Annotated in this window: 18 protein-coding genes; 14 read left to right on the top strand and 4 right to left on the bottom strand. The window is 65.4% G+C overall.

Annotated features, from left to right (window positions below):
* Positions 1-112: 112 nt before the first annotated feature.
* Together lipA and H582_RS32625 are read left to right on the top strand one after the other, a co-directional pair.
* On the top strand, positions 113-1,009 hold the full coding sequence (lipA, locus tag H582_RS0120085; protein ID WP_028599980.1) for a lipoyl synthase: 897 nt from the start codon (positions 113-115) through the stop codon (positions 1,007-1,009).
* A gap of 31 nt (positions 1,010-1,040) precedes the next feature.
* On the top strand, positions 1,041-2,081 hold the full coding sequence (locus tag H582_RS32625; RefSeq protein ID WP_205621429.1) for a YutD family protein: 1,041 nt from the start codon (positions 1,041-1,043) through the stop codon (positions 2,079-2,081).
* A 136-nt stretch (positions 2,082-2,217) separates the two neighbouring features.
* Here the strand turns inward: H582_RS32625 and H582_RS28625 are convergent, their stop codons facing one another.
* Positions 2,218-3,045 (bottom strand): NAD kinase, encoded by an 828-nt coding sequence (locus H582_RS28625; RefSeq protein WP_043111631.1) that lies wholly within the window; start codon positions 3,043-3,045, stop codon positions 2,218-2,220.
* Positions 3,046-3,139: 94 nt separating this feature from the next.
* Entirely contained in the window at positions 3,140-4,219 is a 1,080-nt protein-coding gene (locus H582_RS0120070; RefSeq protein ID WP_028599979.1) for a nucleoside recognition domain-containing protein, read from the bottom strand.
* Positions 4,220-4,637: 418 nt separating this feature from the next.
* Here H582_RS0120070 and H582_RS0120065 point away from each other — a divergent pair, with 418 nt between their 5' ends.
* Together H582_RS0120065 and H582_RS0120060 are read left to right on the top strand one after the other, a co-directional pair.
* Complete coding sequence (locus H582_RS0120065; RefSeq protein ID WP_028599978.1) at positions 4,638-5,033, top strand: globin domain-containing protein; 396 nt, start codon at positions 4,638-4,640, stop codon at positions 5,031-5,033.
* Between the two features lie 33 nt (positions 5,034-5,066).
* On the top strand, positions 5,067-5,786 hold the full coding sequence (locus tag H582_RS0120060; protein WP_028599977.1) for a DUF2225 domain-containing protein: 720 nt from the start codon (positions 5,067-5,069) through the stop codon (positions 5,784-5,786).
* A gap of 78 nt (positions 5,787-5,864) precedes the next feature.
* Here H582_RS0120060 and H582_RS0120055 read toward each other — a convergent pair whose 3' ends face one another.
* Positions 5,865-6,098 (bottom strand): hypothetical protein, encoded by a 234-nt coding sequence (locus H582_RS0120055; RefSeq protein WP_028599976.1) that lies wholly within the window; start codon positions 6,096-6,098, stop codon positions 5,865-5,867.
* Positions 6,095-6,319, bottom strand: a complete 225-nt coding sequence (locus H582_RS0120050; RefSeq protein WP_028599975.1) for a YycC family protein — start codon at positions 6,317-6,319, stop codon at positions 6,095-6,097. The genes H582_RS0120055 and H582_RS0120050 overlap by 4 nt, the downstream gene beginning before the upstream one ends.
* Positions 6,320-6,489: 170 nt before the next feature.
* On the opposite strand from H582_RS0120050, the gene H582_RS0120045 reads away from it, so the two are divergent.
* The 10 genes from H582_RS0120045 to H582_RS30370 all read left to right on the top strand — a co-directional run bounded on the left by H582_RS0120045 (position 6,490) and on the right by H582_RS30370 (position 17,779).
* Positions 6,490-8,283 carry a M3 family oligoendopeptidase gene (locus H582_RS0120045; RefSeq protein WP_028599974.1) on the top strand — a complete coding sequence of 598 codons (1,794 nt, stop codon included), beginning with the start codon at positions 6,490-6,492 and terminating at the stop codon, positions 8,281-8,283.
* A 173-nt stretch (positions 8,284-8,456) separates the two neighbouring features.
* On the top strand, positions 8,457-9,116 hold the full coding sequence (gene fsa, locus H582_RS0120040) for a fructose-6-phosphate aldolase (protein WP_028599973.1): 660 nt from the start codon (positions 8,457-8,459) through the stop codon (positions 9,114-9,116).
* 212 nt (positions 9,117-9,328) lie between these two features.
* Positions 9,329-10,456: a P-loop NTPase family protein gene (locus tag H582_RS0120035; protein WP_127464405.1), complete on the top strand. Its 1,128-nt coding sequence runs from the start codon at positions 9,329-9,331 to the stop codon at positions 10,454-10,456.
* A complete protein-coding gene (locus tag H582_RS28620; RefSeq protein WP_052333469.1) occupies positions 10,453-11,724 on the top strand; it encodes a TadA family conjugal transfer-associated ATPase in 1,272 nt (423 codons plus the stop codon). The genes H582_RS0120035 and H582_RS28620 overlap by 4 nt, the downstream gene beginning before the upstream one ends.
* Entirely contained in the window at positions 11,714-12,544 is an 831-nt protein-coding gene (locus H582_RS0120025; protein WP_084137447.1) for a type II secretion system F family protein, read from the top strand. The genes H582_RS28620 and H582_RS0120025 overlap by 11 nt, the downstream gene beginning before the upstream one ends.
* Positions 12,545-12,557: 13 nt before the next feature.
* Entirely contained in the window at positions 12,558-13,448 is an 891-nt protein-coding gene (locus tag H582_RS28615) for a type II secretion system F family protein (protein WP_052333468.1), read from the top strand.
* A gap of 35 nt (positions 13,449-13,483) precedes the next feature.
* The gene (locus H582_RS28610) at positions 13,484-13,696 is read left to right on the top strand and encodes a Flp1 family type IVb pilin (RefSeq protein WP_043111630.1); all 213 of its coding nucleotides are present in this window, start codon (positions 13,484-13,486) and stop codon (positions 13,694-13,696) included.
* On the top strand, positions 13,668-14,363 hold the full coding sequence (locus H582_RS28605; protein ID WP_127464404.1) for a hypothetical protein: 696 nt from the start codon (positions 13,668-13,670) through the stop codon (positions 14,361-14,363). The genes H582_RS28610 and H582_RS28605 overlap by 29 nt, the downstream gene beginning before the upstream one ends.
* 190 nt (positions 14,364-14,553) lie before the next feature.
* Positions 14,554-16,845 carry a hypothetical protein gene (locus tag H582_RS0120005; protein ID WP_028599970.1) on the top strand — a complete coding sequence of 764 codons (2,292 nt, stop codon included), beginning with the start codon at positions 14,554-14,556 and terminating at the stop codon, positions 16,843-16,845.
* The gene (locus H582_RS30370; protein ID WP_127464403.1) at positions 16,811-17,779 is read left to right on the top strand and encodes a hypothetical protein; all 969 of its coding nucleotides are present in this window, start codon (positions 16,811-16,813) and stop codon (positions 17,777-17,779) included. Before H582_RS0120005 ends, H582_RS30370 begins: the two co-directional genes overlap by 35 nt.
* Positions 17,780-17,815: the final 36 nt, after the last annotated feature.

Here is a 17,815-nt window from a genome sequence, read left to right as displayed (position 1 = left end):
CTCCCGTAGGTTCTGCGTTCCGATTGGATTTTATCCGAAACATGTTATAATGGAGGTCAGGTTTTACGCCCTTTTTTCTACCGAACGACAGAAAGCGAAAGCAGGGGATTCCATGAGCACCAGAGCTCCCAAACCGAAGCTGCCGAAGCCGGAATGGCTCAAGATCAAGCTTCAGACCGACGGCCACTACGCCGAGCTTAAAGATATGATGCGTTCCAAGACGCTGCATACGGTCTGCGAGGAAGCGCGCTGCCCCAACATCTACGAATGCTGGGCCAACCGCACCGCGACCTTCATGATTCTAGGCGACATCTGCACGCGCGCGTGCCGGTTCTGCGCCGTCAAGACCGGCCTGCCGACCGAGCTCGACCTGCAGGAGCCGGAGCGGGTCGCCGAAGCGGCCGAGCAGATGGGCCTGCGCCACTGCGTCGTCACCTCCGTGGCGCGCGACGACCTGAAGGACGGCGGCGCTTCGATCTTCGCCGCGACGATCAAGGCGATCCGCGCCCGCCTGCCGCTGTGCAGCGTGGAGGTGCTCATTCCCGACTTCCTCGGCAACGAGGAGTCGCTGCGGATCGTGATGGACGCCAAGCCCGATATCCTCAACCATAACATCGAGACGGTCGAGCGGCTGTCGGACCGGGTCCGCGCCAAGGCGAAGTACAAGCGCTCGATCGAGCTGCTGCGCCGGGCCAAGGAGATGGCTCCGTCGATTCCGACCAAGTCGAGCATCATGCTCGGCGTCGGCGAGGAATACGAGGAAATCATCGCTTCGATGGACGATCTGCGCTCGGTCGACGTCAACATCTTGACGCTCGGCCAGTATTTGCAGCCGTCGCCGAACCATCTGGCGGTCGCGCGCTACGTCCATCCGGACGAGTTCAAGCAGCTGAAGGAAGACGGCCTCGCGCGCGGCTTCAGCCACGTCGAATCCGGACCGATGGTGCGCAGCTCGTACCACGCGCATGAACAGGTCAAATCTGCAGCAGGAGCGGCATCCGGAGTATGACCGGCCGCCCGGGCCGCTAGGAGGGCTACCGGTGATCTTTGTCGGAACGAAGAAGTACGAGCTGATCCATGAACACAAGACCGCCTGGAACGCCGAAGTATTCCGGGACCGCTACAGCGACGTGCTGGAGCGCTACGACTATATCGTCGGAGACTGGGGATACAGCCAGCTCCGGCTCAAGGGCTTCTACCGCGACGGCCATCCGAAGGCGAACCGGGACACGTCCTATTCCAGCCTCATGGAATATATCAACGAGTATTGCAACTTCGGCTGCGCGTATTTCGTGATGGAGCTCAAGGAGCCGGCATCCGCCGATCCGGACGCTCCGCCGGAGCAGCCGGCGGCCGGCGACATCGTCATCGTGCCGGGCGTGCGGCGCTTCGAGGAGGACAGCTACAGCCGTCCTCCGGCCGCCGACCGCCGGCGCGGGGCGGACCGCTCTTCCGGCTCGAAGCGCGGAGCGGCGGGCGACTCGGCGGCCGATGGCGAGGCCGAAGCGGCTGCCGCCGGCGAGCGCCGCCAGCCGCAGGGCGGCCGGACAGGCGGAGGCAAGCGCCAGGGCGGCGGAGGGCCGCATGGCGGCAAGCGCCGCGAGCATGCCTCGAGCGGCTCCGAGCGGCGCGGCGAACGGCGGGAGCATGCCTCCGCCGGCTCCGACCGGCGCGAGCAGGCTTCGCCCGGCGGCGGCGAGAAGCGCGAGCGGCGGGAGCGCCGCGACCAGGGCGGAGCTTCCGCCGCTTCGGAGCGGCAGCGCGAGCCGGGAGGCGAGCGGGCGCGCGAAGCGCAGGGCGAGACGCCGCGTGCCGACCGCGGCGAGCGGTCGCCGCAGAGCTCGGGCGGCGGCCGTCGAGGCGGCTCGCATCGGCGCGGCGGCCGCAGCGGCGGCTCGGGAGGCGAGCATGCGCCGCAGCAGCAGCCGGGCGAGACGCGCCAAGGCGGAGCCGGCGAGCGTCCGGGTGGCGGCGAGCGTCCACAAGGCGGCGAGCGTCCGCAGGGAGGCCGCCGCAAGCCGCAGGCCGGCGGAGGCCAGCCTCCAGCCGGTCCGGGACCCGGCGGACCGTCCGGCAGCTAGCGATTAGCGGGCTCGGCGGATGCAGGAGAGCGGCAAAAAGGGACGTGCACGAGCGCAAGCTCGTGCACGTCCCTTTTTCATGGCGCCTTGCGCGGCTTGTCCTGTCCGGCGCATGTCCCGCGGGAGCTGCGGCCGTTCAGCCCGGAAACCGCGAGTCGGGCTGAGGCTGGGAATCGTTCGTGTCGATGAAGGCGTCGCGCACGCGGTTCCAGAACGGAAACGGGCGATAGCGCGCGAAGCTGACCCGCGACTCGGCGACGCTGCAGCGGATCGAGCGGATGTCCGAGCGCTGGATGTTCAGGTGATCGATCGTCAGCAGCAGCCGCTGGTCTTTTTTGGACAGCAGATCGCAGTGATGATGCTGCGGCAGGATGACCGACGTGCCGAGCGTCCGATAGACGCGGTTGTTGATCGAGGCGATCTCCGCCAGCTGCAGCGACGGGATCGACGGATGGATGACGGCGCCGTTCAGGCTTTTGTTGTATGCGGTGCTGCCGGTCGGCGTCGAGATGACCATGCCGTCGCCGCGGAACATCTCGAACGGCTCGTCGTTGATGTTCACCTGCACGACGAGCGTGCCGTCCACGCCCTTGAGGGTGAACTCATTGAGCGCCAGATAGCCGGTCGTTCCCTCCGGCGTATCGAGCTCGATCTGGGCGAGCGGATAATGGACCAGCTTGGGCTGCTGCTCGGCCATCATGCGCACGAGCTCCTCCAGCTCGTCCGCCTGCCAGTCGGCGTAAAAGCCGAGATGGCCGGTATGGACGCCGACGAAGGCGACCTCCTCGATCCGCTCCAGATAAGTATGGAAGGCATGAAGCAGAGTGCCGTCTCCGCCGATGGAGATGACCATGTCCGGTTTCTTGTCGTTGCGGATGAATCCGCGTCCGGCCGCCAGCCGGTGAAACCGTTCCGTCAGCTCGTTGGACAGCCGGTCGCCTCGGCTCAATACCACATAGTTCAACAACGCAGGCGCTCCTTCCGAATCAATCAGGATACCCAAATGATAGCGGAAATCGCGGGCGAACACAATGACGGCGGCCTCTGTCGGGAGCGGCTCATCCGGGACCGATCCAGCCCCAAAGGGCGTATACCATGCCGGCGGCGAGCAGTCCGTGCAGGAAGCGGGCGAGCAGGAACGGCCGGTACCGCATGCCGGTATGGCTGACGAGGCTGGCGATCTGCGCGTGGACCGAGAGTCCGGCCCAGCTGAGCACCCAGGCGGCGAGCGCAGTACGGTGGAGGAGCGCGAGGCTCGCTTCGGAGGAGGCTTTGGCTCCGAGCGTCACCTCGAACAGGCCGCTGATGACCGGAGCGGCGGAGGAGGCCGAGCCGCCGAACGCTTCGAACACGAGGCCGAGTCCCGCTTCCAGCAGGCCGAGCAGCGACGTCTCGCGGAGCAGCTCCATGAGGACGGAGAACACGACGACCAGCCCGCCGACGACAATCATGAGCCGCAGCCCCGACTGGACGGCATCTCGCACGAGCACGCTGAACGGGCGGCCGTCGAGCAGCCTCGCCTCGTGCATCGCCTTCAGCGCGGAGCCGATGCCGCCTCGCTTGCGGGCGGACGAGTTGCGGCGGGGCGGCATCGGCTCGGGAGCAGCCTCCTCCGCTTCGCCGCGGCCGTGCCAGCGCATGAGGAAGCCGATCGCGAGGCTGCTGCCGTAGTGCGCGGCCGCCAGCACGGGCGCGATCGCGGCCTGGTGGAAGAAGCCGACCGAAACGGCGCCGATGAGGAAGATCGGATCGGAGGTCGTCGTGACCGCGACGAGCCTCTCTCCTTCCACCCGCGAGATGAGCTTCTGGTCCCAGAGCTGGGACGCCAGGCGAGCTCCGACCGGATAGCCGGACAGATAGCCCATCGCCAGCACGAAGCCTCCGCTTCCCGGTATGCGGAATACCGGCCGCATGACGGGGTCGAGCAGCTTCCCGGCGAAATGGACGATGCCGAGTCCGAGCATGAGCTCCGACAGGACGAAGAACGGGAAGAGGGCGGGGAACAGCACCTCCCACCAGATCGAAAGGCCGCGCAGGGACGAGGCCAGCACGGAAGCGGGATAAAAGGCCATGAGCGCCATGAGCAGGGCGGCGCAGAGGGCGGTGACGGTCGACGGATGAAGCAGCTTGCGGCTCATGGGCGGGGCGCTCCTTCGGATGGGATGAGGGACAGGAAAGCTTGATCCATTGTATGAGACAAGCGCGGGAATCAGAAGGACAAACCGTTGTCAGAAAAATCTAAAAAAGATAGAAAACGCTTGCAAAAAGGGCTGGCATTCCGTTTTCTTTATGGTACAATAGCATTACTCTAAACGGCTTGGAGTGATGGAGAATGAGTGTTGTCGCAGGCATTCTGGTTTGCGCTTTTGTGTATGTGATTCGCGAGTCCCTCATGGCTCCCGGTGAAGAAGATTACGAAAGCTGAAGCTTGTTCCCACCACTTATCCGAATGCCCGCGATGCGGGCATTTTTTCATGGGAAAACGCTTTCTAGCCGTGACGGAGTAGTTCTTTCCTCATAGACCGTTCGACCTAATAAATGGAGGTTTCCTTACCGATGAATAAACCGAGCAGTCCGTACGAGCTCATGGGCGGAGCGGAGACGATCACGAGGCTCGTCCATGCCTTTTATCCTAAAGTCGTTCAGAACGAGCGGCTTGCCCCGTTGTTTCAAAACGATCTGGCGCCGGTCATGGAAAAGCAAATCCAGTTCTTGACCCAGTTTTTCGGAGGTCCGCCGCTGTTTTCGGACGAGCACGGCCATCCGATGATGAGGGCCCGCCATCTGCCGTTCCGCATCACCCCCGAACACGCGGCCGCGTGGCTCGGCTGCATGGATGCGGCGGCGAGGGAGATCGGCATGCCGGACGACCTGAGAAGCTTCGTCATCGACCGCTTGTCCGGTCCCGCCTACCATTTCGTGAACAGCGACGGCCAGGACGATACGGAATAAGAGCCCGACAACCGAGAAGGAGATGTTTCGCGCATGGAGCCGCTATATGAATCGGTCGTATCCTGTCCCTGCTGCGAATCCGAGTATCCGACCGCCCGCGTCCGTTCCAGCTTCAAGCGGGCGGTCTCGTCCGACACGGACTTTTGCTGCTACTACAAGCATGATGTCAACGCGGATTTTTATGTCGTGCGCGTCTGCCCGCGCTGCGGCTACGCGACGACGGAGAACGGCTCGCGCGAGCTGAGGCATGATCAGAAAAAAGCTTATTTCGAGCAGATCGGCCCTTCCTGGAAGCCGAGGAGCTTCAGCGGCGAGAGGACGAGGGAGCAGGCGCTGCTCTGCTACAAGCTCGCGCTTCTGAGCGCCCAGGCGATCGGCGAGAAGGCGCGGCTCATCGCCGGCCTGCTGCATCATATCGCCTGGCTGCACCGCTACGGCCGCGAGGAGGAGCAGGAGCGGCGCTTCCTGCGCCATGCGCTCGAGGCGTACAAGTCCGTCTTCGAGCATGAGCATGTGGAGAACGACGCCAAGCTCATGTACCTGATCGGCGAGCTGCACCGCCGCCTGGACGAGCCGCGCGAGGCGGTGCGCTGGTTTTCCCGCGTCGTGCAGGATCCGTCCATCATGGACGCGGCGATGATCCAGGCGAGCCGCCGCCAGTGGCAGTTCATCCGCGAGCAGACGGCCGGGGCCGTTCCCGAGTGGATCGCCGACGGCGCTGCCGAGGGCGGAGCCGCAGCCGTCTCGTCATGAACCGAAAAAGCGTTCCCCGCGAGAGAGCCTCTTCGCAGGGAACGCTTTTTTGGCTTGTCGTCCCCGGCGGGGCTGCGGCTACAGGCTGCGTACGGGGACGTCCATCAGCAGATAGTCCTTGTCGGCGTCGAGCACCGTGACCCGGCTATGGCAGCACGGAAAGACGAGCAGCTTCTTCGCGCCTTCCGCGATCGTCTTGAGGTCGGACGGGCGCAGCGGCAGCAGCACGTTGTCGCGGCCGCAGAACGGACAGCCGGCCAGGACATCCTTCATCTGGACATCGTAAGGCCAAGAGCATTCGAACGGAATCATCGGTCCTCGTCCTTTTCCGGTTCGGACGGGGCGCCGGCCGTCTCGGGACCTGCGGCGGCAGCGGGTTTCTCCTGGCTGTCGGCGCCTTCGGCGCGGGCCAGCTCGGCCATTTTTTGGAGAAGGATATGGCGGGGCATATGCATGAGATGCTCCAGCGGCACGCCAAGCTGCTTGGCGAGCTTGACGGCCGTGTCGGCGGATATGGGCAGCGGTCTGGACATGTCGGTTCCTCCTTGCCGAAGTAGCGCCGCTGTCGTTCCGGTGGCGGATGGCGAGCGGCGCGAGCTATAATGGTAGCATACACGGCTGGACAAGTCCGCGCAACGCGCGGCGCCGCCGCCCTTCGAGAGAACGGGCTTGCGGCGAGGCCGGAAGGAGAGGATTTGAAACGATGCCAACATCCGTCTATCCGCTGAATTGGAACCTGGAGGTCTTTTACCCTGGCGGGTCCGCGTCGCCCGAGCTGAAGCAGGAGCTGCAAGGAATCTCGGACGACATCGCCCGGCTGAACGCGGAGCTGACGGCTGCGTCGGGCTCGGAGGGCGTGCCGGGGGCAAGCGGAGAGCAGCTGGACCGCTGGACCGAATCCGCTCAATCGATCGCCGCTCGGCTCGGCCAGACGGACAGCTTCGTCGGCTGCCTGCTCGCGGCCAACGTCCATGACAAGGAAGCGGCCTCGCTCAACGGGCGCATCCAGTCGCTGGAGGCCGACTATACGATCGCCCTTACCCGGTTCGACGATCTGATGAGCCGCACGCCGGACTCGATCTGGGAGAGCTGGGTCCAGTCCTCTCCGGTCCGCTTTTATCTGAGCGAGCGCCGTCAGAACGCCCGCGAGAAGCTTCGTCCCGAGCTGGAAGCGTTTGCGGCCGATCTGGCGGTGGACGGCTATCATGCCTGGGGCAACCTGTACAACACCATCGTATCCCGCGCGAAATTCAAGGCGAAGGACAAGGACGGCAACGAGGAGATCCTGTCCGCCGGCCAGATGTTCAACCGCCTGACCGACGCCGACCGCGGCGTCCGGGTCGAAGCGTTCGCCGAATGGGAGCGCGAATGGTCCGAGCACGCGCAGCTGTGCGCCGACACGATCAACCATATCGCCGGCTTCCGCCTGAAGCTGTACGACAAGCGCGGCTGGGGCGACGTGCTCAAGGAGCCGCTCAAGATGAACCGCATGACGCAAGCGACGCTGGACGCGATGTGGGCGGCGATCGAAGAAGGCAAGAAGGACCTGCTTCGCTACTTCGAGCGCAAGGCGAAGCTGCTCGGCGTCGAGCGGCTGGACTGGCATGACGTCACCGCTCCGCTCGGCTCGAGCACGACGAAGATTTCCTACGACGACGCCTGCCGGCAGATCGAGGAGCAGTTCGCCCGCTTCGATCCGAAGCTCGCCGAGTTCGCCGCGATGGCGCTCAAGGAAGGATGGGTCGAGGCCGAGGATCGTCCCGGCAAGCGTCCCGGCGGCTTCTGCGCCTCGTTCCCGGTCAAAGGGCAGACGCGCATCTTCATGACGTATTCCGGCACGGTGGACAACGTCAGCACGCTGGCGCATGAGCTCGGCCACTCCTACCATTCCTACGTCATGGAAGATCTTCCTCCATTCTCCAAGCAATACGCGATGAACGTCGCCGAGACGGCCTCGACCTTCGCGGAGATTATCGTTGCCCAGTCGCAGCTCGAGCTGGCCGAGTCCAAGGAAGAGAAGATCGCGCTGCTGGAGCTGAAGATCCAGAATGCGGTCGCCTTTTTCATGAACATCCACGCCCGCCTGCTGTTCGAGCTGAGCTTCTACGAGGAGCGCCGCAGCGGCGAGGTGTCGGTCAAGCGCCTGAACGAGCTGATGGAGGCGGCCCAGCGCAAGGCTTACGGCGACGCGATCGGCGAGGCGCATCCGCATTTCTGGGCGGCGAAGCTGCATTTCTTCTTCACGGGCACGCCGTTCTACAATTTCCCGTATACGTTCGGCTACCTGTTCAGCGCCGGCCTGTACGCCCGCGCCAAGCAGGCCGGTCCCGGCTTCGCCGAGCAGTACGTCAGCCTGCTGCGCGACACGGGCAGCATGTCGGTGGAGGAGCTTGCGCTCAAGCATCTGGGCGCGAACCTGCAGCAGGAGGATTTCTGGCGCAGCGCCGTGGCGCTTACGGGCGACGACATCCGGCAATTCCTCGAGCTGACCGAATAAGCCTCGGCGACAGTTCGCGATGACGGCCGTCTGAAGGTTGGATGAAGCTTGGCCAGGATACATGAAGATTCCATAAAGAGGGTTGAAACCGGTCGGCATGGAGCGTATTCTGTCGACAGGAAGGGCTTCAAGTGAATCTATTTCCTAGGAAATGATCGAGGAGGAGCGAGCCGATGAAATTCTTTCTGGATACCGCCAATGTAGAGGAAATCAAGCGCGTCGCCAAGCTGGGCCTGGTGGACGGCGTGACGACGAATCCGACGCTCGTCGCCAAGGAAGGCCGCGTCTTCAAGGAAGTCGTGCAGGAAATCTGCCGGATCGTGCCGGGTCCAGTAAGCGCCGAGGTGACCGGATCGACCAGCGACGAAATGCTCAAGGAAGCGCTCGAGATCGCCGAATGGGCGCCCAACGTCGTCATCAAGGTGCCGCTCACCGAAGACGGCCTGTACGTCACCCACGCGCTCGCGCAGAAGGGCATCAAGACGAACGTGACGCTTGTCTTCTCCGTCGCCCAGGGCCTGATGGCCGCAAAAGCGGGCGCGACGTTCATCAGTCCGTTCGTCGGCCGTCTGGACGACATCGGCATGACCGGCATGGATCTCGTGCGCGATCTGTCTGCCATCATCAAGATCTACGGCTTCCAGACGGAGATCATCGTCGCCAGCATCCGCAGCCTGGAGCATGTCAAGGAGGCGGCTCTCGCCGGCGCTCATATCGCCACGATTCCGGGCTCGCTCCTGCCGACGCTTTGGAAGCACCCGCTCACCGACATCGGCATCGAGCGCTTCACGGCCGATTGGAACAAAATGCAGGCGTCCTTGGCCAAGGGCTGATCCGGCCGCTAGAGCAGATTCTGGATGTCGATATCTCCCTAACGTCCCTTTCGGAAAAAGGGCATTTATTCCAGAAATGAGGCTTGACCGCCTCTTCCGGGCCATGCTATAGTCGACTCAATTCAATCGAATGACCTTGCGGAAGCACCGCAAACGAGCAGAACATCTGCTTGTTTGCGGTGCTTTTTCGCGTCCAGGGAGGGATCGGCCTGATGGCCAGGCTTGAGCTTGTCGTCGCGGCGGCAGAATCGGAATACATGCGGAGGCTGGCGGCCGGCGTGAGGGAATCGCCGTTCGGGAGCCGGTGGCGAATGACGGCTTGCACGACCGGCGATTCGCTGCGCCATTATTTGAAAGGAGGCTATGCCGTCCATCTGGTGCTGGCCCAGCCGTCGCTGCTGGAGCAGGCGGGCGAGCTTCCTGCCGGCATTCCGGCCGCGGCATTCGTCCGGCGCCGCGGCGAAGGCGGCGGATTGCCCGAGCTGCTCCAGTACCAGCCGATGCCGGAGCTGCTGGCCGCCATCGAGGCGCTGCATGCGGGCAGAGGCGCAGTCCGGCTGCAGGGCGGAGGAGGCGGGCGGGCATCCGTGATCGCCGTCTGCGATCCGGCCGGAGGGGCGGGCAAGACGACCTGCTCGCTCTGGCTGGCGCGGTTGGCCGGAGAGCGCGGGCATCGCGCGCTGTATCTAAATCTGGAGCGCTTCGACGCCTCCGGGCTGCAGCTGCGTGAGCCGGGAGAGCCCGCGGAGGAGGGGATCGAGGCGCTGCTGTACGCGCTCAAGGCGGACAAGCCGGACTTTCCCGCCCAGCTGGCGGGCGTGCGCCGATACAGCCGGCGAATGGGAACGGACTACATCGGCGAGGCGCCGAGTCCCGAGGAGCGGCAGTCGATGACCGGCGATGATGCCGCGCGCCTGCTGGAGGCGGTGGCGGGCAGCGGCATGTACGAGCTCATCGTCGCCGATATGGACAGCTTGCTGGACGAAGCGGCGGCAGCGGTGCTGGAGCGGAGCGACGCAGTCGTTTGGCTCTCTGAGCCTTCGCCCGCCGCCAGGCGCAAGTCCCGGCTGGCGTTCGAGGCCGTCGCGGCGCGGCATCCTGCTGCGGCCGCCGCCGCGCGCAGCAGGATGCTTCGCGTCCGGAGCCGGGTCAGGCCGCGGGCGCTGACGGAGGAGGAAGAGGTCAGGGACGACGACGATCCGCTGCCGCCCTATGCGGCGGAGCTTCCTTACGATCCGGGCATCGGCTTCGCCGAATCGGCCTCGCCGGCTTACATTCGGGCGGCAGGGGAGCTGCTGGAGCGTCTCGGCTGCGCGGCTCAGAGGAGCGTGCGGCCATGAGCGGACAGGCGGCGAGGCCGGAAGGCCATATAGCTGCGAGCCTGCGCGAGCAGATCCGGGCCGCGATCGATGCCGGCGGCGAGATCGGCGACGACGAGCTGATGCGGACGGTGGAGCGGACCGTCGACCGCTGGGAGGGCAGCGTCCGCCTCGTTTCCAGCGAGCGGCTGCGGCTCGTGCGGCAGCTTTTCCATTCGTTCCGCGGCTTGGATGTGCTGGAGCCGCTGCTCAAGGACGATTCAATCACGGAAATCATGATCAACGGGCATCGTCAGCTGTTCGCGGAGCGAGCGGGCCGCGTCGAGCCGCTCCGCGAACAGTTCGAGAGCCGGGAGAGGCTGGAGGACCTGATCCAGGCGATCGTGGCTCAGGTCAACCGCGTCGTCAACGAATCGTCGCCGATCGTAGACGCGCGGCTCGCCGACGGGTCGCGGGTGCACATCGTCCTTCCGCCGGCGTCGTTGTCGGGACCGGTCGTGACGATCCGCAAATTTCCGAAGCGGCCGCTGCTGATGGACGGACTCGTCGCCTGCGGCTGCCTCACGGAAGACGCGGCCGGATTTCTGCGCACGCTCGTGCGCGCGGGGTTCAACATCTTCATTAGCGGAGGCACCGGCAGCGGCAAGACGACCTTCCTCAACGCGCTGTCCCGCTCCATCCCGGACGAGGAACGAGTCGTCACGATCGAGGATTCCGCCGAGCTGCAGCTGCAGGTGCCGAATCTCGTGCGCCTCGAGACGCGCAACGCCAACACCGAGGGCAAGGGCGCGCTGCCGATGCGTCAGCTCATCCGTGCTTCGCTGCGGATGCGTCCGAATCGGATCATCGTCGGCGAGGTGCGGGGCGAGGAGGCGGCGGACATGCTGGCGGCGATGAATACCGGCCATGACGGTTCAATGAGCTCCGGCCACGCGAACAGCGCCAAGGACATGCTCAGCCGACTCGAGACGATGGTGCTTGCGGCGGCGGAGCTTCCGGTAGCGGCCATCCGCCAGCAGATTTTGTCGGCGGTGGACGTCATCGTGCATCTGTCGAGGATGCGCGACCATTCGCGCAAGGTGCTGGAGATTTCCCAGCTGGCCGGCATCGAGGGCGGGGAGATTCGGCTGGAGCCGCTTTACCGCTACGAGGCGGGGCCGGACGGCGCGGCGATGCTTCGGCGCACGACGGCGGAGCTGCGGCGGAGCGACAAGTGGGAGCGCGCTGGCGGCGAACCCTTCGGTGCCAGCGGCTCCTCCGCCAAGGAGGAACGGGACGATGGCGATTGAGCGCGCGCAGCTCTGGCTGGAGCGGATCGGCTGGCCGGCAGGCCGAGATCGGCCGCAGCCGGCATCCGCCGGAGCAGGCGCCGACTACAGCCGATACGAGCTGAGCCGCCGCGAGTTCCTGCTCGCCTTCGCGGCCGGAGCCGCGCTTGTTTTTTCGGCGGCATATCTGTTTTATCTGAATGTTTTGATCGCCCTGCTATTCTCGCTCGCCGGCATCAAGGCGCCATCGCTCTATCGGGAGCATGTCCGCGTCAAGCGGCAGGAGAGGCTCCGGATCCACTTCAAGGAAATGCTGTTCTCCCTCTCCTCCTCGCTGGCGGCGGGCCGTTCGGTCGAAAATGCGCTGTTCGCTTCGATCGGCGACCTCAGGCTCATCTACACGGGGTCCAGCACGGATCTGCTGCTGGAGCTGGAGCGCATCCGCCGCCGCTGCGCGAACGGAGAGACGCTGGAGTCGGGACTGCTTGATTTTGCCGCCCGTTCCGGCGTCGACGAGATCATGCAGTTCACAGACGTATTCACGACCTGCAAGCGCACTGGAGGCGACCTGGTCGAGATCGTGCGCCGCACCTCCCAGCTGATCGGAGAGCGGATCGAGGTCAATCAGGAGATTCAGGTGCTGATCGCCCAAAAGAAATTCGAGTCGCGCATTATGCTGGGCGTGCCGTTCGCTTTTCTCGGCTTTCTTCATCTGGCCGCTCCGGATTACATGGCGCCGCTCTATGCCAGCGCAGCGGGGTATGTCCTCATCACGGCCGCGCTGCTGCTGTTCGCCGCTTGCGGCTGGCTGATGCTGAAAATCATGGACATTCGGCTGTGAGGAGGTGGAGCGGATGGGATATGGATGGGGTTTTGCGACGATGGCGCTTGCCTGGATCGCGATGGCGGCGGCGACGCTCGGCTGGCGCAAGGCATGGAATACGGCCTGGTCCGCAATGAGGACGAGGGACCGAGAGCGGATCGGCCGCTTGTTTGGCGGGGAAGCCTTGCTGCGGCTCGCCGCGCGCCACGGCATGCCGCAGGCGGCCGAGGATCGGATTGCGGCGCTGCATGCGCTGCTCGTGCCGCTCCGAGGAGAGAGCTGGACGGCGGTGGATACGAGGCGTCTAGCCGCATCGGCCGTTGCAGGCGGCTATGCCGCGGCGACGGGAGGCTGGCTCGTCGCCGCGGCGGCGGGCGAGCCGCTCATCGCCTGGCTCGGCGTCTTCGCCGGCCTGGCGCTGCCGGCGGGCAAGATTCGCGACATCAAGGCCAAGGCGAAGCGGCGGAAGCAGGAGCTGCTGCTCGGGCTGCCCGATCTGCTGGGCAAGCTCACCCTGCTCGTAGGCGCAGGCGAGACGGTGCAGAGGGCGCTCGCCCGCTGCGCCGAGCGGCCGCCTCGGGGCAGAGCGGACGATCCGCTGCATCTGGAGCTGGCGAGGACGGTCCAGCTGCTGGCTAGCGGCCATCCGTTCAGCGCGGCGCTCGAGTCGTTCAGCCGACGCTGCTCGGTGCAGGAGGCCTCGGTATTCGCGACCGTGCTGCTGCTGAATCACCGCCGGGGAGGCGACCAGCTCTCCCTCGCGCTGAAGGAAATCTCCATCCCCCTCTGGGACAAGCGCCGCAGCGCGGCGCGCGCCAGGGGCGAGGAGGCTTCCTCGAGACTCGTATTTCCGCTCGTCGGCATCTTTTTCATCCTGATGATGCTGGTCGGAGCGCCGGCTATCCTCTTCATGGGCGGGTAGCCGATTCTAAATCTATTTTACTGGAGGAATCGACAATGAAACGAAACGCATGGCTGCATCCGAAGGGCCGTCTGCATGACGCGCTGAAGCGCTTCGCACGTTCGGAAGAAGGACTGGGCACGCTGGAAATCATCCTCATTATCGCTGTCGTCATCATCATCGCCCTCATCTTCAAGGAATGGATCATCGATCTCATCAACAACCTCATGGGCAAAGCCGATGATCAGGCGAACAAGATTTTCGAATGACGGAAGCGCGCGGCTGCTGAAGCGGCTCGCAGGCGGAACGGAGGGCAGTTTCGCGCTGGAGGCGGTCTCGGTGTTCCCGCTGCTGCTGGCCGCGACGCTGGCTTGGATGCTCGCCGCGCTGTTCGTCTTCCAGGGCAGCGTGCTGCAAAGCGGAGCGGCCCGCGCTGCGGACGCGGCTTCCCTGCATTGGGACAACAGCAAGCGGGAGCAGTCCGGCCTGCCTACGGCCGGACAAGACGACGGCTTGTACTGGCGGCTGTCTCAGGACAGCTTGCTGCAGGGGCTGCTCGGGCTTGGCGCAGGCAAGGACGAGGCTGTCGAAACGATCGCCTTGCCGGCATCGCAAAGCCCTTCGTCTGACGGCTCGCTGGCCGCGGCCAAGCTCGGCAAGGCGGCGGCCAGGCTGTCCCCGCGGCTCGTCGGCGAGATGGCCTATCGCAGGGATGGACTGGATCGGCGCACGGAAAGCCGCCTGCGCTTGCCGGTCGCGGCAGCGGAAGGACTCGTTCCCGCTGTTCGGGCATCGGCCGTCGTCACCGATCCGGTCGAGTTCATCCGCAGCGTCGATTTGGCTCGTTATTATACGGCCAAATTCCGCTCCTCCCGCGACGTGCAGCCTTCTTCGGCGGGAAAGGCGCTGACCGACTATGCTTCGGGCCGTCCTTAGGCGGCTGGCCTCGGCGTTCAAGCGGCCGAGCGGCGAAGCCGGCAGGCGACGATGGGGAGGCGGTATAAGCGGGTGCAGGCAGCCGGCTGACGCGCATTGCGGCTGCTCTAGGCGACAGAAGCGGCCGCTCCAGGAGGCTGGCCGAGCAGGCTTCCGCTCGGCGCACGGAGCGGTCACGATCTGGACCTGCATGACGGTGTCGGCTGTCCTGCTGCTGATGGCGCTCCTCATCGACTACTCCCGCATCGCCGCTTTCCAATTCAAGCTCGACAGCCTTGCCGGCTCGTCGGTCCGCTCGGTGCTGGCCGCTTATGACGAGCCGCTGTACGAACGCTACGGGCTGTTCGGCCGCGGAGGGACTGATGCCGCGCAGCTCGCGTCCGAGGCGCTGGATGTCTCGGACGCTCGAGGCGGGCTCTCCGATCTGCTGCCGAGTGAGAAAGACGGCCTGAGTCGTCGAATCGATCTTCTCCAGCTTGAGCTCGGCGAGCCGTCGGCGCAGCCGGCTCTCATGCTTGGCGAGTGGCCTGTGCTTCGACGCCAGATCGAGCAGGAGATGAAGATCAAAGGTCCGATCGACCTGACGCTGGAGCTGATCGACAAGCTGCGGCCGGTGGGCGGCTCGATGAAGCAGGCCGCGCAGGAGATCGGCACGCTTCAGCAGTCGGAAAAGGTTTTCGACAAGCGGCAAAGCGCCTTGGCCGAAATGCTGAGCCTAGGGGAGGCCGCCGCAAAGGTGGTCCGGGAAACGGGCAGCGACGGACTCGTCCCGCTGCCTGGACGCGACCAGGCAGCCACGTTCAAGGAGTCGGCGGACGGCTACGGCTCGTACCTCGCTTGGCTGGCCGCCGATGAAGCCGCCCAAGCGGCCTACCAAGCGGCGCTGCTGGCAGTTCCTCCGGCCAAGGAAGGCATGCCGGCCGCTCCGCTGCCGACCCCGCCGATGCTGAACACGGCTTCCATCCAGAACTACGAAGCGGCTGCAGCCGAGACGGCGGGCCGCCTGCTCGGGCTCGCCGCCTCAGCGGATCAGCATGATCGCTTGATCGGAGAGGCGCTGCAGCAGCTCGAGCTTGCCTTGCAGGCGGAGCAGGAGCTGGAACGGCTGGCGGCCGCCTCGCCGGCCGCTGCCTCGCCTCCGGCCGGATCGGAACCCCAGGCGGGAGCTGCGGCGGATCTGTCCGGACTGCTGCTCGGCAGAAGCTGGTTTGCTGAGACGGAAGCGACGCTGAGGACACAAGGAGAGCGGCTGCGCGCGTTCGCGGCCGAAGCGTCGGTCGCAGGCAGAAGGCTGGAGCAGGCCGTGCAGCGGCGGTCGCTGGCGGATGTGCCGCTGCTTCGGGGCGATGCCGTCCTGCTCGCCGACAAGCTGGAGCTTTACTGGCAAGCCTACGTTTCCCCAGGCGAAGAGCTGCAGCGGCTGAAGGCGAAGCTGGAGGCTTCGGACGGCAGCAAGAAGCTCCGGGAAGCCGAGAAGAAAAAGGCGGGCAGCCTTTGGAAGCAGGCTAAGGAGATGCTGGACGGATTCGAACGGATGAAGGCCGCGGAAGCCGAGCTGGAGGAATTCGCCCAGGTGGAGCGCTTGGCCGAAGCGAATCGGGCGTTCAACGAGTCGCTTCGGCAGCAGGACGACGGCGGTCAGGGCGAGGGAGCTGCAGGCGGCCAGGAAAAATCGGAGCGGCCGTCAACGGAGGGATCGGCCGCCGCCGGGGCTGAAGCGGCAAGCGGGAGGTCGGCAGCCTCCGATGAAGCCGATGCGGCGGACGAGGCGATCGCCAGTGCCCAGGAGACGGGCGGCGGGGTGCTGGGAGGACTGGAATCGCTGCTGGCCGCCGGAGGCGAGCGTCTGCTGATGGCGGAATACGGCGCCAGGCGCTTCGCCTCGATGGATCCGAGACGGCTGCAGACGCTGCTCGTCGGCGGGAGCTCGCAAGAAGCGTCGTCGGAGCTGACTTCGCTGGATCATCAGGAACTGGAATATATTCTTTACGGCTTCGCCAATCCGGCGGCCAATCTCGGAGCCGCATACGGCGAGCTGTTCGCGCTGAGGCTGGCGATCCGCACGATGGAGGGGCTGATCGCCAGCCGGGCGGCCGGCCATCCGCTGCTCGTGCTCGCCATGGCCGGCGTCTACGGCTTGCAGCATGCGCTGGGCGATCTGCGCGAGCTCGGCGCGACGGGAGAGGCGGAGCTGTCCAAGTACGCGCCGGTACGGCTCGGCTATTTGGATTACCTGCGATTGTTCATGCTGACGCACGGTACGGGGGACAAGCCGCTCAGCCGCATGGCGGCGGTCATCGAGCATCGGACGGGGGCGAGGCTGGAGCGGGTTCCGACGGGAATGTCGGTCGCGCTGACCGGCTCGATCCCGCTCTGGTTCTTGCCCGGCTTGGTCCGCCTTGCCGGACGAGCCGGAGCGATTGACGGTCAGGTGACAGGAGGGAAATATGAAGCGACATCGATTGCCGGCTGGTCTTATTGATGGCTCGGCCAAGCGTCTGCTTCGCGGACGCGAAGGCTCGATCGTGCTGGAGGCGGCGCTCGTCGTTCCGGCTTTCCTGCTCCTGCTCGTGTTCCTCTCCGTATTCCTGCAGCTGTCTGCCGCAGAAACGGCGCTGCAGCGGGCTGCGGACAGCTCGGCCCGGCTGATCGCCTCCCATATACGACCGGCGCTGCTGCTGCAGCAGGAAGCGTCGGCGGCGTTAAGCGCGGCCAGTCCGAGCGGCGTCGATGCGGCTTTGCCCGGCTGGCGAGAGGCGGCGGCGTCGGTGGCCGGCCGCTTGCCGGAGCCGGCCGGACCGCTCGCCGAATCCGTATTGCGCGGCGAATGGAAGCCCGTGATGCAGCAGGCTGCGGATGCGGCGGCAAGAACGGCGCTGGAGCCGCTGCTTCTCCGGGAGGCGGAGAAGGCCGGGCTGGACGCTGGACATGTCCGGCTGGCCGCGGTCCGCTTGCCCGATCTCGACACTCGGGAGCAGGGCTTCCTGCTGCTGGAGGCCGAGTACGAGTTTCCGATCCGGGTGCCGTTCACGAACGAAAGGCTCGTGCTGCGGCGATGGGCGAAAGAACGGGCCTGGATTCCAGATGCGGTGGCCGCGATGGGCGGAGGCGATGTCGAGTCCGGGGAAGGAACCGTTCGGATTACGGGCTTGACGCCGGTTCCGGCCCGTCCGGGCAGGAAAGCAACGCTGACCGCTGTCGCGTCCCCCGGAGCGCAGGTGACGCTCGAGGTCCGATACAAAAGCGGAAGCAGCGTCTCCCGTCATGTCGGCACGAAGACGGCCGACTCGCTCGGCAGAGTCGATTGGACCTGGCTCGTATCAGGCAATACGACGCCGGGCATTTGGGAGGTGATCGTCACCAGCTCCGATGGAGGAAGCGCGACGATGCCTTTCCATGTCGAGAAGAAGCCTTAGCCGGATCGGGTTGATTTCATTTGCGAAAGGAGGCAG

Origin of the sequence: Paenibacillus pasadenensis DSM 19293, from assembly GCF_000422485.1 — a bacterium.
Taxonomy (GTDB): Bacteria; Bacillota; Bacilli; order Paenibacillales; family Paenibacillaceae; genus Paenibacillus_O; species Paenibacillus_O pasadenensis.
Note: the sequence above shows the minus strand (reverse complement) of the source record. Positions and strands in the feature narration are given on the sequence as shown.

Coding starts and splice junctions, on each gene's coding strand:
- lipA (WP_028599980.1), top strand. CDS start 113: ATGAGCACCAGAGCTCCCAAACCGAAGCTGCCGAAGCCGGAATGGCTC.
- H582_RS0120070 (WP_028599979.1), bottom strand. CDS start 4,219: ATGAGCCGCAAGCTGCTTCATCCGTCGACCGTCACCGCCCTCTGCGCC.
- H582_RS0120065 (WP_028599978.1), top strand. CDS start 4,638: ATGAATAAACCGAGCAGTCCGTACGAGCTCATGGGCGGAGCGGAGACG.
- H582_RS0120060 (WP_028599977.1), top strand. CDS start 5,067: ATGGAGCCGCTATATGAATCGGTCGTATCCTGTCCCTGCTGCGAATCC.
- H582_RS0120055 (WP_028599976.1), bottom strand. CDS start 6,098: ATGATTCCGTTCGAATGCTCTTGGCCTTACGATGTCCAGATGAAGGAT.
- H582_RS0120050 (WP_028599975.1), bottom strand. CDS start 6,319: ATGTCCAGACCGCTGCCCATATCCGCCGACACGGCCGTCAAGCTCGCC.
- H582_RS0120045 (WP_028599974.1), top strand. CDS start 6,490: ATGCCAACATCCGTCTATCCGCTGAATTGGAACCTGGAGGTCTTTTAC.
- fsa (WP_028599973.1), top strand. CDS start 8,457: ATGAAATTCTTTCTGGATACCGCCAATGTAGAGGAAATCAAGCGCGTC.
- H582_RS0120035 (WP_127464405.1), top strand. CDS start 9,329: ATGGCCAGGCTTGAGCTTGTCGTCGCGGCGGCAGAATCGGAATACATG.
- H582_RS28620 (WP_052333469.1), top strand. CDS start 10,453: ATGAGCGGACAGGCGGCGAGGCCGGAAGGCCATATAGCTGCGAGCCTG.
- H582_RS0120025 (WP_084137447.1), top strand. CDS start 11,714: ATGGCGATTGAGCGCGCGCAGCTCTGGCTGGAGCGGATCGGCTGGCCG.
- H582_RS28615 (WP_052333468.1), top strand. CDS start 12,558: ATGGGATATGGATGGGGTTTTGCGACGATGGCGCTTGCCTGGATCGCG.
- H582_RS28610 (WP_043111630.1), top strand. CDS start 13,484: ATGAAACGAAACGCATGGCTGCATCCGAAGGGCCGTCTGCATGACGCG.
- H582_RS28605 (WP_127464404.1), top strand. CDS start 13,668: ATGATCAGGCGAACAAGATTTTCGAATGACGGAAGCGCGCGGCTGCTG.
- H582_RS0120005 (WP_028599970.1), top strand. CDS start 14,554: ATGACGGTGTCGGCTGTCCTGCTGCTGATGGCGCTCCTCATCGACTAC.
- H582_RS30370 (WP_127464403.1), top strand. CDS start 16,811: ATGAAGCGACATCGATTGCCGGCTGGTCTTATTGATGGCTCGGCCAAG.